This window comes from Mitsuokella sp. AF21-1AC, assembly GCF_003458855.1.
In the GTDB taxonomy this organism is placed as follows: Bacteria; Bacillota; Negativicutes; order Selenomonadales; family Selenomonadaceae; genus Mitsuokella.
Genome location: NZ_QRVW01000005.1, coordinates 1 through 15,576, shown reverse-complemented (window position 1 = coordinate 15,576; position 15,576 = coordinate 1). Strand labels below are relative to the sequence as shown.

Sequence of the window (15,576 nt, the reverse complement as noted above, 5' to 3'; positions counted from 1 at the left end):
GAATGGACGCCTAAGGTGGTTCCGCTCGTGGATTACAGACGCGGCAGGAAGTGAAAGAAGGTCTTTTTTTGAGTCAATATCCCGCGCGGCGCCGGTGCCGCAAAGAAGAAAAGCGCCGGCAGACCACGATGCTGACAAGATTCCTGATGGGCGCATTCCTGCTGCTCAGCACATTCCTGCTGAGCTTCTGGGCTCCTGTCGTGGAACGCAACATCGATGTCTATCAGGGGGTCGTGGAGAAGGGCCTCGGCCAGAAGTCGAGTGAAGATGTCGCCATCCTGCGCTCCATCCTTGCATCGGAGCGGCTGCTCCTGGCAAACCTTCCGGATTCGATGGAAAAGGCCGTGGCGCTCACGCACAACACCCAGGCCCGGGCGGATATCGACTCGTACCAGTCGGACAAGGCGGAAGGGCGCTGGGGCACCTTGCAGGAACTGCGGTTCTTCTCGGGCTTCAGCAAGAGCCTGCTGCTCCTGGGCGTCGCATTCGCTGCCGCGGGTCTGGCCGGCTGCCAGCGCCTCTGGATCTGTGCGCTCAGCGGCCTGTTCTCCGTGTCCGGTCTCGCCGTGCAGATTGTCTTGTACGGTTTTGCAGCAGCCTTGATTGCCACAGGTACCTGATTGCCTGATCCCTGTCCTGCCCGTGCGGCGGCGACAGGGATATTTTTATGCCGCGCTTGTTCGTTCTTGGCAAAGATTAAGAAAAGCAGGGTAAGATGCAAAAGGAAATGACAGATGTTTAAATGAAAGGGTGGAGGTATGTTTTTCTATATCCGCCGGTATCTTCTCTGGGGCCTGCTGGCCGTGGCGTTCATGTGCGGTGAGGTCTGCATGGACCTCATGCAGCCAAAGCTCATGAGCCGGATCGTCGATGAAGGCGTCATGGGACTCGGCACGGGCGGCAGCGATATGGGCATCATCGCGCATCTGGGACTCTGGATGCTGGGCTGTGTGGTGCTCGGCTGTTTCTGCGGCTCGATGAATACGGTGTTCGTGAATCTCGCGGGGCAGCATGCGGGCAACGAGATCCGCAAGGACTGCTTCGCGCGTATCCTGTCGCTTTCCTTTTCGCAGGTGGATGCGGCCGGCACCGGTACGCTCATCACGTGGGTGACGAACGATGTGACCCAGGTGGAGAACATGCTCTCACAATTCATCCGGGGGCTTGTGCGCACGAGCTGCCTGCTCGTCGGCTCGGCCTTCTTCATGTATCAGCTGCATCACGCGTTTGGCCTGCTGATCGTGATCGCCCTGCCGCTGCTCGTACTCATCATGGGCACCATCCTGCATCTGACAAACCGTTCGTTCCTCGCCCTGCAGACGGAACTCGATGCCATTAACCGCATCCTGTCGGAAGACATCGCCGGTATCCGCATCATCAAGGCCTGCGTGCGTGAGGCATATGAGAAACGGCGCTTTGGCCGGGCGAATGAAGCGCTGCTTACCACCCAGCTCCATGTGCTCGTGCTCTTCGCGCTGATGAATCCGCTCGTCAATCTCGTCATGGGAACGCTCGTCGTGCTGGTCCTCTGGCAGGGCGGCCAGATGGCGGCAGCGGGGATGATCCGCCCCGGCCTTGTCATCGCGGCCATCAGCTACACGATGACGATGCTCATGGGCGTCATGATGCTCGTGATGCTCTTTCAGACGATCTCGCGCGGCCTGGCATCCTGGAAGCGCCTGCGCGCACTGCTCCGGATGGAGCCGGCCATCCGGGACGGCGCACACGATGTGCCGCCGGGCAGAGGAGAAGTCCGCTTCGAGCATGTGTCATTCGGCTACCATTCAGGGCAGGAGATCCTGCACGATATCAATCTCGTCATTCATCCCGGTGAGCACGTCGCCATCATGGGGGCGACGGGAACGGGCAAGACGACGCTCTTGTCGCTCATCCCGCGCTTTTACGAGGTGACGGAGGGACGCGTGCTGGTCGATGGCGTCGATGTGCGCGACTACCGCCTTTCCTCGCTGCGCGGCCGCATCGCTTTTGCGCTCCAGCGCAGTGAACTCTTCACGGCGACGATGGCAGAGAACATCCGCTGGGGACAGGAAGATGCTTCGTTTGACGAGGTCAGGCGTGCGGCTGCCATTGCCCAGGCCGAAGCATTCATCCGGCGGCAGCCGCATGGCTTTGATGCGATGGTGGCGGAACGCGGCACGAGCCTGTCAGGCGGCCAGAAGCAGCGCCTCGCCATCGCCCGGGCCGTCCTGCGCCGGGCAGAAATCCGGATCTTCGATGACAGCACAAGCGCCTTGGACCTGCGCACGGAAGCCAGGCTCTGTGCGGCACTTGACCGCGAGGATGCCGGTGTGACGCGTATCACCGTGGCAGAGCGCATTGTCTCGGCCCGCCACGCCGACCGCATCGTGCTGCTCGAGCATGGCCGCATCGCGGCTGACGGCACGCACGAAGAACTCCTGCAGACGTCTGCCCTGTATCGGAGTCTGTACGATTCCCAGCTGGGAGAGGAGGCGAAGGATCATGAGGGATGACAGGCTTTCTCCGCGCAAGGCGGATCTTGCGCGAAGAGCTCCCGGCATGCACCGCCCGCCGCACTTCGCCGAGGCGGAATACGCGGCGGATATCCGTGGCACCCTGCGGCGCTTGCTGCGCTATTTCACGAAAGAGAGCCGCCTGCTTGTCCTGCTGTTCATGGCCGTCATCTTCGGGACGCTCTGCAGCATTTATGCCCCGCTCCTGCAGGCTGCCGCCATCGATGCGATGACCGGCGGTCAGCTGCCGCAGCTCGGGCAGGAACTCTTGTATCTCGCACTCTGTTATCTGCTGGCCTCACTGTCGCAGTTCCTGACGGGGCAGCTGGCGGCGCGCCTCTCGCAGCACATCGTGCGGGCGCTTCGCACGGAGCTCTTTGCGCACATCGTCGACCTGCCCGTCCGTTACCTCGACCGCCACTCGCACGGCGATGTCATGAGCCGCATGACGAATGATGTGGAAAATATCGCAAGCATCATATCTTCCTCCCTGCCGACGCTCTGCTCAGGGCTCTTGACCGTTGCCGGCACGGCACTCATCATGCTTTGGAGCTGCTGGCAGCTCGCGCTGCTCTCGTTTTTGTCGGTTTTCGTGACCATCTTCGTGACGAAGCGCATGGGCAGGGTCGTGCGGAGGTATTCGCGCACCCGCCAGCAGCTGCTCGGCGAGCAGACCGGCATGGTGGAGAAGATGATCGCCGGCTATCGCACGGTGGTGGCCTGCCACCATCAGCAGGCGGTCATCCGCTCCTTCTGTGAGAAGAGCGATGAGCTGACCAGGGCCGGTATCCGGCAGGACATTTGCTCGGGCGTCATGGGGCCGTTCATGAATAGCATCAGCAATGCGGGCTTTGTCGCTTGTGCGGCGGCAGGCGGTGTATTCGCCCTTGACGGCATGATCTCGGTCGGCATCATCGCGGCCTTCCTCGTCTACATCCGCCTGTTCTCGAAGCCCATCAACGAGCTCGCCGTCATCTACGGACAGCTGCAGACGGCTGTGGCCGGTGCCGAGCGCGTCTTCAAGGTGCTCGACGAGCCGCCTGAAATGATGGCGGGAGGGGCGTATCCGCCGCGCGGCCGCAACGATATCCGCTTTGATCACGTGAGTTTTTCCTACGTTCCGGGGCAGGAAGTCCTGCACGATTTCTCGCTCTCGATACCGGCCGGCCGCAAGGTGGCGCTTGTGGGGGCCACGGGCTCGGGCAAGACCACGCTTGCGAATCTCCTTCTGCGCTTCTACGATCCGGAACGCGGCACGATATGGATCGGTCCCTCTGACCTGCGCACGATTGCGCGGCCTGCTCTGCGCGGCAGTATGGCCATCGTCCTGCAGGATACCGTGCTGTTCTCGGCCACAATCCGGGAAAATCTGCTGTATGCGCGTCCGGAGGCCACGGAGGAAGAGCTCTGGCGGGCGGCACGGCTGAGCCGCGCACAGGAGATGATCGCCGCCCTGCCGCAGGGCCTCGATACGGTACTCACGGCCGGCGGCGGGAACATCTCACAGGGTCAGCGGCAGCTGCTCGCCATCACGAGGGCCTTCCTCGCCGATCCCGACGTGCTGATCCTTGACGAAGCCACGTCGAACGTGGATACGCGCACGGAAAAAGACATCCAGTCGGCCATGCAGGAACTCATGAAGAACCGCACCTCCATCGTGATTGCCCACCGGCTCTCCACGATCCGGGACTCCGATCTCATCGTCGTCATGGATGAGGGACGCATCGTCGAGCAGGGCAGCCACCGGGAGCTGCTCGCGGCGGGCGGCCGCTATTACGACCTTTACATGACGCAGTTCCGCGGCTTTGCGACCTGAATCGGGGGACAGATGCAGGAATCTGTCTGCTCGTGTGAGACAGCAGTTGCAATTTTCCCCGCCTTGTGCTATATTTAAGAATCATGACGATGAAAAAGAAGAGTAGCCTGTGCGCCGCCGACAGGGAGTCCCGCCTGGACTGGAAGCGGGATGACGGCAGCAGGGGAACGTTCGCTTTGGAGTCTCCGTAGGAAATGACGGACGCAGGACTGCGTTATGGTCAGAAGCAAGTGATAAATCAGGGTGGTACCGCGAACAGACCTTCGCCCCTATGGCTTTTACGGCCAGGGGTCGAAGGTTTTTTATATTTAGGAGGTTCGGTATGGAAGAGAAGATTGAACAGCTCAAGGCACAAGCTGCCGAAGCCATCAAGAATGCCGCAGGAAATCTTTCGGAACTCGACGATATCCGCGTCAAGTTCCTGGGCAAGAAGGGTGAGTTTACGACCATCCTCAGGAGCATGGGAGCCATCGCGAAGGAAGACCGTCCGCGTGTCGGCAAAATCGTCAACGAGGCGAAAGCTCAGGTCGCAGCGCTCATTCAGCAGAAGAATGAGGAGCTCAAGGCACGCGCCATGGCTGACAAGCTCGCGAGCGAGAAGATCGATGTCACGCTGCCAGGCCGTCAGCAGCCGCTCGGCCATCTGCATCCGCTGACGCTGACGCTCGAGCGCATCAAGGATATCTTCTTCCGCATGGGCTTCTCCGTCGAGGAAGGCCCGGAAATCGAGAAGGATTATTACAATTTTGAAGCTCTGAACCTGCCGAAGGATCATCCGGCCCGCGATATGCAGGATTCGTTCTACATCACGGAGGATATCCTCATGCGTTCGCAGACGTCGCCAGTGCAGGCGCGCACGATGCAGAAGAACGAGCCGAATGCGCCAATCCGCATGATCGCGCCGGGCCGCGTTTACCGCCGCGATGAATACGACGCCACGCATTCCCCGATGTTCACGCAGGTCGAAGGCCTCGTCATCGACGAGGGCATCACGTTTGCGGACCTCAAGGGCACGCTCGAGCTCTTCCTGCGCCAGATTTTCAATGATGATGTCAAGGTCCGCCTGCGCCCGAGCTTCTTCCCCTTCACGGAGCCTTCGACGGAGGTCGATATCTCCTGCGTCATGTGTCACGGCAAGGGCTGCAAGGTCTGCAAGGGCACGGGCTGGCTCGAGATCCTGGGTGCCGGCATGGTTCATCCCCATGTGCTCGAAATGAGCGGCTACGATCCGAAGAAGGTTTCAGGCTTCGCGTTCGGCATGGGCGTGGAGCGCATCGCGATGCTTTCGTACGGCGTGGATGATCTGCGTCTGTTCTATGACAACGACATGCGCTTCCTGCGCCAGTTCTGAGTGAGAAAGGGGATATACCATGCAGGTTTCCATCAAATGGTTAAAGGATTATATTGATTTCGACTGGTCGGCGGAGGAACTCGCAGACCGTTTCACAATGGCCGGCGTGCCGGTGGAGAATGTCATCCGTGCCGATGAAGGGCTCGACAAGGTCGTGACGGGCCGTATCGAGAAGCTTGAAAAGCACCCGGATTCCGACCATCTGCAGATCTGTCAGATGAATGTCGGCGAGAAGGATCTTATTCAGATCATCACGGGTGCGCAGAATGTGGCCGAGGGCCAGGTCGTGCCGGTCGCCATGGTCGGCGCACATCTGCCGAACGGCCTTCACATCAAGAAGGGAAAACTCCGTGGCCTGCCCTCAAACGGCATGCTCTGCTCGGCCGGTGAGCTGCACCTTGACCTCACGAAGCTGACGGAGGAAGAGAAGAACGGCATCTACATCCTGCCGGCGGATACGCCCGTCGGTGTGCCGGCCAAGGATGTGCTGGGCCTCGACGATGTCGTGCTCGAGTTTGAGCTCACGGCCAACCGCGGCGACTGCTTCAGCGTGCTTGGTCTCGTGCGCGAAATCGCCGTACTCACGGGCAATCAGCCGAAATGGCCGGCAATCGCCTGCAAAGAGGACGATGCGGCCAAGGCTGCCGACATGATTTCCGTGGGCATTGCGGCGCATGACCTCTGCGACCGCTTCAGCGCCCGCGTCATCAAGAACGTCAAGATTGGCCCGTCTCCGGAGTGGATGCAGCAGCGCCTCGAAGGTGCCGGCATCCGCGCCATCAACAACGTCGTCGACGTGACGAACTTCGTCATGCTCGAGCTCGGTCAGCCGATGCATGCCTATGATTACGATGAGATCACGGGCCACACGCTGACGGCCCGCCTCGCAAAGGAAGGCGAGAACCTCCATACGCTCGACGACAGCTCACGCCTTGCGAAGGGCACGGAGCTCGTCATCGCCGATGCCGAGCATCCGGCGGGCCTCGCGGGCATCATGGGCGGACTTGAGACGGAAGTCACGGAGAAGACGCGGACGGTCGTGCTTGAGGCCGCTTCGTTCAATGGTCCGAGCATTCGCCGCACGGCGCGCGCCTGCGGCCTGCACTCCGAGGCTTCGGGCCGCTTTGAGCGCGGTGTCGATGTGACGAATACGCCGCGCGCACTCGAGCGTGCCTGCCAGCTGCTGCAGGACATGGGCGCCTGCACGGTCACGCAGGGCATCGTCGACTGCTATCCGGAGCCGAAGCAGCCGGTAACGATCGATTACACGACGGATGAGATCAACCGCCGCCTTGGCACGGACATCCCGGGCGCAGAGATGGTGAAGATCCTGACGGAGCTCGGCTTTAAGGTTGAAGCAAAGGGCGATGAAGCTTACCATGTTACGGTGCCGTCGTGGCGCAATGACTGCACGTACATGGAAGACCTCTCGGAAGAGGTCGCACGCATCTACGGCTTTGACAAGATCGCAAGCACGACGCCGTTCGGCCGCATGGTGCAGGGGCGTCAGAGCGACAGGCAGAATTTCGTCGACAAGATCAAGCACACGCTCGCCTCTCTTGGCATGACGGAGGAGCTTTCCTTCTCCTTCACGAGCACGGATCTTTTCGACAAGCTGCTCGTACCGGCTGATTCGCCGCTGCGCCAGGCCATCCCCATCATGAACCCGCTGACGGATGAAGCGCCGCTCGTGCGCACCTGCCTGCTGACTTCCATCATGGAGAACGCCGTGCGCAACTTCTCGCGCAAGAACAACGACCTTAAGCTCTTCGACGTCGCGCCCGTCTTCCTGCCGAAGGCCCTGCCGCTCACAGAGCTGCCGGATGAACGCCTCAAGGTCGCAGGCCTCATTACGGGCCGCCGCAACGAGATCGGCTGGAACCAGGCCGGCGACATGGTGGACTTTTACGATATGAAGGGCATCGTCGAGGAACTCTTCCGCGTGCTCGGCATCACGAAGTATACGGTTGAAGCCGGCGAGCACTTCGCCCTGCATCCGGGCAAGACGGCCTTCTTCAAGAAGGGCCGCGAGGTCATCGCGACGGTCGGCGAGCTGCATCCGCAGGCCGCAGAGAACTTCGGCATCAAGCAGAAGGTCTACCTCTTTGAGATGGACGTTGAAGTGCTCATGAAGTACACGGGCAAGAACTTCCATTTTGAGTCCCTGCCGAAGTATCCGGCCATTGCGCGTGACCTGGCCATCGTCGTGGACGAGGATGTCGCTGCAGCCGACATCGAGCGCGTCATCGCGAAGAACGGCGGCAAGCACTTCAAGGGCGTGACACTCTTCGACGTCTACACGGGCGAGCATGTCGCCAGAGGAAAGAAGAGCCTGGCCTTCAACCTCCAGTTCCAGTCGAAGGACAAGACGCTGACAGATGAAGAGGCTGATGCTGCCTTCCAGAACATCCTCAAAGCCGTGGAAAAACAGTTTGCCGCAGAACTGCGCGCATGATTCGAGTTTGTGGAGGTGCTTCTTATGCCCAATCAGGATTCCCGTTCCCCGCAGGCGGAAAAAAGACCGGCGCAGCGCGTCGTCGTGGAGATCTTTGGCGACAGTTATCCCCTGAAAACGGATGACCCGGAGCATCTGAAGGTGCTCGCCAAGGGCGTCGATCAGCTCATGAAACGCACGGCCCGCTCGGTCAGCAGTTTCGACGGCACGAAAATCGCCGTGCTCACGGCACTGCAGATTGCCGATGAGTACGACAAACTGAAAAAAGATTACGATGAGCTCGTCGAACTTCTCGACGAGAAGTGAGTGCATCCTGACGGAGCCGCTGCCTTCTTTTTCGGAGGCAGCGGCTCTTTTGCATGCTTGCATTTATCCTTTCCATATGTTAATATTAGAGTATAAAATTAACAAAAGTTAAATATATGATGCTTGGAGGTTTGACATATGGATATCTTACAGAAACGCATCGGCCGCCTGCCGTTCCTCATGATGAGTCTCGGGATTTATGTGCTGGCCCCATTGTACTTTGCGCATGCCTGGGAGCACCGCACATTCTGGCGGTATGTCACGGAGCCGCAGGGGTTTCTCTCTGGCTTCTTCCGCGTCCTTGGCGATGGTGTGCCGTGTTTCTTCGTGCATCAGGCGGGTGCCGGCGCCTCCCTCGAGATGACGGCTCCGTTCGGACTCGCGCTGATGCTCGTGACGCTCTGGCGCTGCAACGACTGCCGGGCGAGCCGCCGCTGCCTCGTGCTGCAGTGCCTGCCAATCGCGAGCCTGTTTGCCTTTGTCTACCTGAGTAAGCGCCCCGCGTACCGGCCGCGCCGCCGCACGGTCATGCACAGGCGAGAGGAGCTGCGGCAATCTGACTGGCAGGACGAGCTTGACTGCCCGGCAGCCAGACACCGTCATATCGCCTGAGGGCAGGGTGCCTTGCGCCGCTCGCGGCCAGATGGTAGAATGAGAACAACGCAATGAAGACCGTTCCGCAGTTTCGGACAAAGGGGACGGTGCAGGATGAGAAAGGATGGACATCGTGAAATTCTGTGACAAATTGCTGCAGCTGCGGCGTGCCCGCAAGCTCACGCAGAAAGAGGTGGCGGCTGCCTGCGGCATCACGCGGCAGACGTACAGCGGCTACGAATCGGGTGACCGTTACCCGAAAAAGAAGGATACGTATCAGGTACTGGCGGATTTCTTTGATGTCAGCTTCGATTATCTCTACACGGACGACGAGATGTTCATCGAGGCGGCAGGCGCGCAGTACGGCAGCCGCGGCATGGCCCAGGCCCAGGACCTCGTGAGCCGTCTGGCCGGGATGTTCGCAGGTGGCGAGCTCTCAGACCAGGACCGCGAAGCCGTCATGCGCTCACTCGAACGTGCGTACTGGCTGGCCAAGGAAGACAACAAGAAGTACACGCCGAAGAAGTATCGGAAATGAGAGTCTTGAGATGGGAAGTGACGGAACGGGATGAATTCGCTACAGCTTTATCGGAAGGCGCAGCAGGTCAAGGCGAAGTCCGCGGCACGGGATATGCTGGGACTGGCGGAGGAGCTGGGCATCCTTGTCGAGTTTTCCGATGATTACAAGGACTTGCTCGGGATGTACTACAGCCACTGGCATCACCGCTTCATCTTCCTCAACAGCCGCCTCGACGATGACTGGCTGCCGATGGTTGTGGCGCACGAAATCGGGCATGACCAGCTGCACCGCAAGCTGGCGGAGAGCGGCCTGCAGGAGTTCGAGCTCTTCCGCATGAACAACCGCACGGAATACGAGGCGAACGCCTTTGCCTCACATCTGCTGCTCGACAGCGATGAAGTTTACCGCCGCGTGCGGGAGGGAGAGGATATCGATACGATTTCCAAGTGCATGCACTGCAACATCAACCTCATGCTCATCAAGATGCGGGAGATGGCATCCCTCGGCTATGACCTGCGTCTGACGGATACGGCTGACAGCCATTTCTTCAAGAACATTCGCGCCTGAGACCGGCAACTTGCATGTTCTGACGGAGGTTGAGAGAAATGTGCGATTCGATACAGCGGGGCAGGGGACGGCTGTGTTATAATAAACAGATGGCAAACAGCAAATGACAGAAAGGCGGTTATTCGATGCAGGTTTTGACATGCAAGGAAAAGGCGGGCTGGAACATCTCGCTGGCAGAGCTCACGGGCAGCTCGCTCGAGGAAGTGACCAGGGAGGTCCTGACGGAGTACGGGCTCAATGCACAGTTCCCTTTTACGTATCTCGGCAAGGCATATACGGTATTCTACGACGATGAGATCTTCACGCGCGGCAAGAAGACCATCGTGGCAACGCTCTACCTGCAGGGCGATGCGCAGAAAACCTACCTTGACCCGGAAGGGCCGGACCTCGTCTTCGGCGATTTCGTCATCGCGGGCGGCCATGCCCACGACGGCGCCCTCACGGGACTGGAAGAAGACGATGTCAAGAAGCTCTCGACGTTCATCCTCGAGAGCGAGGCAAAGCTAAAGGAGATGCGCCAGGCCAAGTTGTTTCGTGACAATGAGACGATCCGCTCGGCGCTCGTTCAGCGCCGCTTTGCCAAGTGAGGGCAGGTGACGGATAGAAAGGTGGATGCGTATGCGCAGGCAAGATCGGGAAATCAAGGAATGGGCAGACATCATCGCGGTGATGAAGCGGGCGCAGGTCTGCCGCCTGGCACTCAATGACGAAGACGGCTTTCCGTATATCCTGCCCCTGAATTTTGGCATGGAAGAGCGGGCAGGAAAACTGCGTCTCTTTTTCCACAGCGCCCTGGAGGGGCGGAAACTCACGCTCATGGCCCGGGACAACCGCGCGTCGTTTGAGATGGACGGCAAGCATCAGCTGCAGTACTTTGCCGAAAAGGGATACTGCACGTATGCGTATGAGTCCGTCATCGGCAGGGGGCGGCTCTTCATGGTGCCGGACGAAGAGAAACAGGCGGCACTTGAGTGTCTCATGGATCATTACCATCCGGGTGAGCACGCGTATTTCAATCCCGCGGCCATCCCGCGTACAGCGGTTTACATGCTCGAGGTGGAGTCCGTGACCGGCAAGCGCAAATTACCTAAATAAAAAATAGCAAGGGTTTTTGATTTTGCCCTTGCTATTTTTTTGCTTCTATGGTAAACTTTAAACTGTAAATGATATTAATTATCGTTATTTAAAAAGAAAAGAAGCAAATAAAGGAGGCTTGTTTATGTCTTTGATCAACAAAGAAGTCAGCGATTTTTCAGCTAAAGCATACCAGCACGAGGCGTTCCGTACCGTTACGAAGGCCGATTTGCTTGGTAAGTGGAGTGTATTCTTCTTCTATCCGGCCGATTTCACGTTCGTATGCCCGACCGAGCTGGAAGACTTGGAGAATCATTATGCAGCCTTCCAGAAAGCAGGCTGTGAGATCTATTCGGTTTCCTGTGATACGGAGTTTGTCCACAAGGCGTGGCACGATCATTCCGAGCGCATCGGAAAGATTACGTATCCGATGCTGGCGGACCCGACACATGCACTGTCACGTGATTTCGAGGTGCTGATCGAGTCGGCCGGGGTCGCGGAGCGCGGTACGTTCATCATCAATCCGGAAGGGAAGATCGTAGCGTATGAGGTCAATGCCGGCAATGTGGGCCGCAATGCAGAAGAGCTGCTGCGCAAGGTGCAGGCCTGCCAGTTCGTGCATGAGCACGGCGATGAGGTATGCCCGGCCAAATGGCAGCCAGGCGCAGAAACGCTGAAGCCGAGCCTTGATCTGGTGGGGGCGTTGTAAATGACAGCGCATCCCGTTAACGAACTTTATGATGTCATCGTGATCGGCGGCGGTCCCGCGGGCCTCACGGCAGCGATTTACCTTGCGCGCGCCTGCTACCGGGTGCTGGTCGTGGAAAAAGAACAGTTTGGCGGGCAGCTCACCATCACCGAACGCGTTGTCAATTATCCGGGCGTGGCGTCCATCAGCGGCGCGGCGCTAACGGACGAGATGCGCCAGCAGGCTGAGGCGTTTGGCGCAGAATTCAAGCTGGCTGAGGTCACAGCTCTTGACATGGCGGATGATATCAAGACGGTACATACCTCGCAGGGAGAACTGCATTGCTTTGGTGTCCTGCTGGCGGCCGGAGCGCATCCGCGTCTGGCCGGCTTTGCAGGAGAGAAAGAATTTCGCGGGCGCGGTGTGGCGTACTGTGCGACCTGTGATGGCGAATTCTTCCAGGGGCGGCAGGTCTTCGTCATCGGCGGCGGCTTTGCAGCTGCTGAAGAGAGCGTTTTCCTGACGAAATACGCTTCCCATGTCACCTGCTTGGTCCGCGAAGATGACTTCACCTGTGCGCAGGCCACGGCCGAGGAAACGAAGCAGAACCCAAACATCACGATCCGCACGAATACGGTCGTCGAATCCGTGACGGGCGATACAGCCCTGCGCACGCTCACATACCGCAATCTCAAGACCGGCGAGAAGACGACGTATGAGGCAGGGGACGGCGAAACGTTTGGCGTCTTCGTCTTTGCCGGCTATGAGCCGGCGACGGAACTCGTCCGGGGGCTGGCAAAGCTCGATCCGCATGGCTACATCATCACGGATGAAACGATGAAGACATCCTGTGAGGGTCTGTATGCAGCCGGTGATATCCGCATCAAGCCGCTGCGCCAATGCATCACGGCCGCGGGCGATGGTGCGCTGGCCGCGACGGAATTGGAACGCTATGCCCTGCAGATGCAGAAAAAGACGGGGCTGCGTCCATTGCGTCCCCTGCGGCAAGAGGCTGCTTCCGCTTCTGCCGAAGAAAAAACGGCTGCGTCAGATATTTTCCAGCCCGAGATCCTTGCACAGCTGCAGACGGTTTTTGACCGCATGGAACATCCTCTGGAGCTTCGCCTGTTCCTGGATGCTTCCCCGGCCAGCCAGGAACTGCGGGCCTACATGGAAGAACTGGCCCGCCTGACGCCGAAACTGTCCGTTACCCTGGCTGCTCCCGGGGAACAGGAGGAAGAGCTGCCCTGCGTCCGCGTCTATCGCGGCGATCATCGTCCCGCCGGCTTTGCCTTCCACGGCGTGCCGGGCGGTCATGAATTCACGTCGTTTGTCCTGGGCCTCTACAATGCGGCGGGAACGGGACAGGCTGTCGAGGCGAAGCTGAAAGAACAGATTCTTGCCTGGCAGAAGCCCTGCCATCTGCGCATCTTCGTCAGCCTTTCCTGCACGCTCTGCCCGGAACTCGTCACCGCTGCCGAGCGTCTCGCCACACTGAATCCGCAGATAACAGTGGATGTCTACGACCTCAACCGTTATCCGGCGCTGCGCGAAGCATACCAGGTCATGAGCGTGCCCTGCTTCCTCATCGATGAGGCAGGCCCTTACTTTGGCAAAAAGAATATCGCCCAGCTCTTTGCACTCTTGCAGCAGGCATGATTGCTGTTTGAGCAGGTACTTTTCCGAAGCATAACTTAGAAGAGAAGACGAAATTTGTCGACAATTTGCGATAAGTTTCGTCTTTTTTGTTTGCTTGTTCGGATTCTGTCGGTTTTCTTATGATAGTTATTTTTTTAACAAATTAGCGAAAAAGTTGTGTCACAGCGCCGAAAGTATGTTATAATATGAACAAATGAAATCAATGAAATAAATAGGAGGATAAATCATGGCTATTGTAATTTTGGGAATTATGATCACATTTGTTCTTTGCGTTTGCGGTGTATTTACGACAGACTGAGGAATCACGGCATATTCATCCTGATATCCTGTGTTTACTGCGTAAATTCTTCGCTTGTGCTTCTTGTAACTTTTTATGGAGGGATAAATTATGGCTATCGTTGTTTTGGGAATCATGATCACGTTCGTTCTCTGCCTCTGCGGGGTGTTCACGACGGACTGAAAGCTTTGGCAGAAAAAGTTTTCGGAAGGTTATGATGGCAATTATTCTAATTCAATATGCATATACAAAAACAGGGCCCCTGTCGGCAGATTGCAGCCAGGGAGCCCTGTTTCTTGTCAAAAGGAGAAGTGTCAGCGCGTTTTGCCTGCGGTTAGGCAGGCACCGTTGGTGTGGATGACATCCCGGTACCAGTAGAAGGATTTCTTGCGGTATCGCTTGAGTGTGCCACTGCCGTCATCGTTGCGGTCGACGTAGATGTAGCCGTAGCGCTTGCTCATCTGAGCGGTCGAGGCCGAGACGAGGTCAATGCAGCCCCAGGAGGTGTACCCCATGACGGGAACGCCGTCCTCGATGGCCTCATTCACGGCTCGCAGGTGGTCACGCAGATAGGCGATGCGGTAGTCGTCGTTTACCGTGAGGTCTCCTGCTTCATCGCGGCAGAGCTCGTCCTTGGCGCCGAGACCATTCTCGACGATGAAAAGCGGTTTCTGCCAGCGGTCGTAGTATTTGTTCAGGATGTAGCGCAGACCCTGCGGGTCGATCTGCCAGCCCCATTCGGAATCCTTGAGATACGGATTTTTCTTGCCGCCGAGGATATTGCCGATGCCCGCCTGGCCGGAAGTACCCTCGCAGATGCTCATGTAATAACTGAAGGAAATAAAGTCCACCGTGTTCTCACGCAGCAGGCGCAGTTCCTCTTCCGTCATCTTGATCGCAATCCCGTTTTCCCGGAAAAAGCGCTTCATGTAGCCGGGGTAGATGCCGCGCGCGTGCATATCCCCGAAGAAGTCATTGAAATGGTCGGCCTTCATGACGGCGATGATGTCATCAGGGGCCGGGGTCAGGGGATAGATGGGCATGGCCAGGATCATGCAGCCGATTTTTGCATCCGGCATCATCTCGTGTGCGAGTTTTGTCGCCTTGGCCGAGGCGACGAATTCGTGATGGCAGGCCTGGAAGAGATCCTGCAGCGAAAGCTGCTTTTTCGGTGTCATGATGCCGCCGCTCGTCAGCGGCACGTGCAGGACGGAATTGATCTCGTTGAACGTCAGCCAGTACTTGACCGTGTCCTTGTAGCGCGCAAAGAGTGTGCGCACATAGCGCTCATAAAAGCCGATGAGTTCGTGGCTGGCCCAGCCGTTGTATTTTTTCGCCAGGTGCAGCGGCGTTTCGTAATGGGAAATCGTCACGAGCGGCTCAATTCCGTATTTATGGCACTCGGCAAACAGGTCATCGTAGAAGCGCAGCCCCGCTTCGTTTGGCTCAAGGTCGTCGCCATGCGGGTAGATGCGGCTCCAGGCAATCGAGGTGCGAAAAACCTTGAAGCCCATCTCAGCAAATAATTTGATATCTTCTTTATAATGATGATAAAAGTCGATGGCCTTGAGCTTGAGGTTGTCCGGGGTCGGTTCTGCGGTCGGCGGTGAAGAGAAGCCATGTGGCAGGACATCCTGAATATCGAGTCCCTTGCCGTCTTCCTGGTATGCACCTTCGCATTGATTGGCGGCGACAGCGCCGCCCCAGAGAAAATTCTTGGGAAATGACATAGAAAAACCGTTACTGAAAACTTATAAAAAGCCATAGTCTATTGATG

The 15,576-nt window shown here is 58.1% G+C and carries 14 protein-coding genes; 13 read left to right on the top strand and 1 reads right to left on the bottom strand.

The genetic code is table 11. The features are described from left to right. The first annotated feature begins 68 nt into the window (after positions 1–68). The 13 genes from DWX75_RS02690 (at position 69) to DWX75_RS02630 (ending at position 13,522) form a co-directional block, all read left to right on the top strand. The gene (locus tag DWX75_RS02690) at positions 69–620 is read left to right on the top strand and encodes a hypothetical protein (RefSeq protein ID WP_118014741.1); all 552 of its coding nucleotides are present in this window, start codon (positions 69–71) and stop codon (positions 618–620) included. A 138-nt stretch (positions 621–758) separates the two neighbouring features. Further along, the gene (locus tag DWX75_RS02685) at positions 759–2,492 is read left to right on the top strand and encodes an ABC transporter ATP-binding protein (protein ID WP_118014739.1); all 1,734 of its coding nucleotides are present in this window, start codon (positions 759–761) and stop codon (positions 2,490–2,492) included. Further along, the gene (locus DWX75_RS02680; protein ID WP_118014738.1) at positions 2,482–4,308 is read left to right on the top strand and encodes an ABC transporter ATP-binding protein; all 1,827 of its coding nucleotides are present in this window, start codon (positions 2,482–2,484) and stop codon (positions 4,306–4,308) included. The genes DWX75_RS02685 and DWX75_RS02680 overlap by 11 nt, the downstream gene beginning before the upstream one ends. Positions 4,309–4,630: 322 nt before the next feature. Continuing rightward, positions 4,631–5,659 carry a phenylalanine--tRNA ligase subunit alpha gene (gene pheS, locus DWX75_RS02675; RefSeq protein WP_118014736.1) on the top strand — a complete coding sequence of 343 codons (1,029 nt, stop codon included), beginning with the start codon at positions 4,631–4,633 and terminating at the stop codon, positions 5,657–5,659. A 19-nt stretch (positions 5,660–5,678) separates the two neighbouring features. After that, the gene (gene pheT, locus DWX75_RS02670) at positions 5,679–8,114 is read left to right on the top strand and encodes a phenylalanine--tRNA ligase subunit beta (protein WP_118014734.1); all 2,436 of its coding nucleotides are present in this window, start codon (positions 5,679–5,681) and stop codon (positions 8,112–8,114) included. Positions 8,115–8,138: 24 nt separating this feature from the next. Next, positions 8,139–8,420, top strand: a complete 282-nt coding sequence (locus tag DWX75_RS02665; RefSeq protein WP_118014732.1) for a cell division protein ZapA — start codon at positions 8,139–8,141, stop codon at positions 8,418–8,420. Between the two features lie 138 nt (positions 8,421–8,558). Next, complete coding sequence (locus DWX75_RS02660; protein ID WP_118014730.1) at positions 8,559–9,032, top strand: hypothetical protein; 474 nt, start codon at positions 8,559–8,561, stop codon at positions 9,030–9,032. 106 nt (positions 9,033–9,138) lie between these two features. Continuing rightward, positions 9,139–9,552 (top strand): helix-turn-helix domain-containing protein, encoded by a 414-nt coding sequence (locus DWX75_RS02655; protein ID WP_118014728.1) that lies wholly within the window; start codon positions 9,139–9,141, stop codon positions 9,550–9,552. A gap of 30 nt (positions 9,553–9,582) precedes the next feature. After that, on the top strand, positions 9,583–10,101 hold the full coding sequence (locus DWX75_RS02650) for an ImmA/IrrE family metallo-endopeptidase (protein WP_118014726.1): 519 nt from the start codon (positions 9,583–9,585) through the stop codon (positions 10,099–10,101). Positions 10,102–10,226: 125 nt separating this feature from the next. Further along, positions 10,227–10,688: a hypothetical protein gene (locus DWX75_RS02645; RefSeq protein ID WP_118014724.1), complete on the top strand. Its 462-nt coding sequence runs from the start codon at positions 10,227–10,229 to the stop codon at positions 10,686–10,688. 31 nt (positions 10,689–10,719) lie between these two features. Continuing rightward, a complete protein-coding gene (locus DWX75_RS02640) occupies positions 10,720–11,196 on the top strand; it encodes a pyridoxamine 5'-phosphate oxidase family protein (RefSeq protein WP_118014722.1) in 477 nt (158 codons plus the stop codon). A gap of 124 nt (positions 11,197–11,320) precedes the next feature. Then, a complete protein-coding gene (ahpC, locus tag DWX75_RS02635) occupies positions 11,321–11,884 on the top strand; it encodes an alkyl hydroperoxide reductase subunit C (protein ID WP_118014720.1) in 564 nt (187 codons plus the stop codon). Further along, a complete protein-coding gene (locus DWX75_RS02630) occupies positions 11,885–13,522 on the top strand; it encodes an FAD-dependent oxidoreductase (RefSeq protein ID WP_118014718.1) in 1,638 nt (545 codons plus the stop codon). It abuts the gene before it with no gap. A gap of 591 nt (positions 13,523–14,113) precedes the next feature. On the opposite strand, the gene DWX75_RS02625 is transcribed toward DWX75_RS02630, so the two are convergent. Further along, the gene (locus tag DWX75_RS02625) at positions 14,114–15,529 is read right to left on the bottom strand and encodes a glycoside hydrolase family 1 protein (protein ID WP_118014716.1); all 1,416 of its coding nucleotides are present in this window, start codon (positions 15,527–15,529) and stop codon (positions 14,114–14,116) included. Positions 15,530–15,576: the final 47 nt, after the last annotated feature.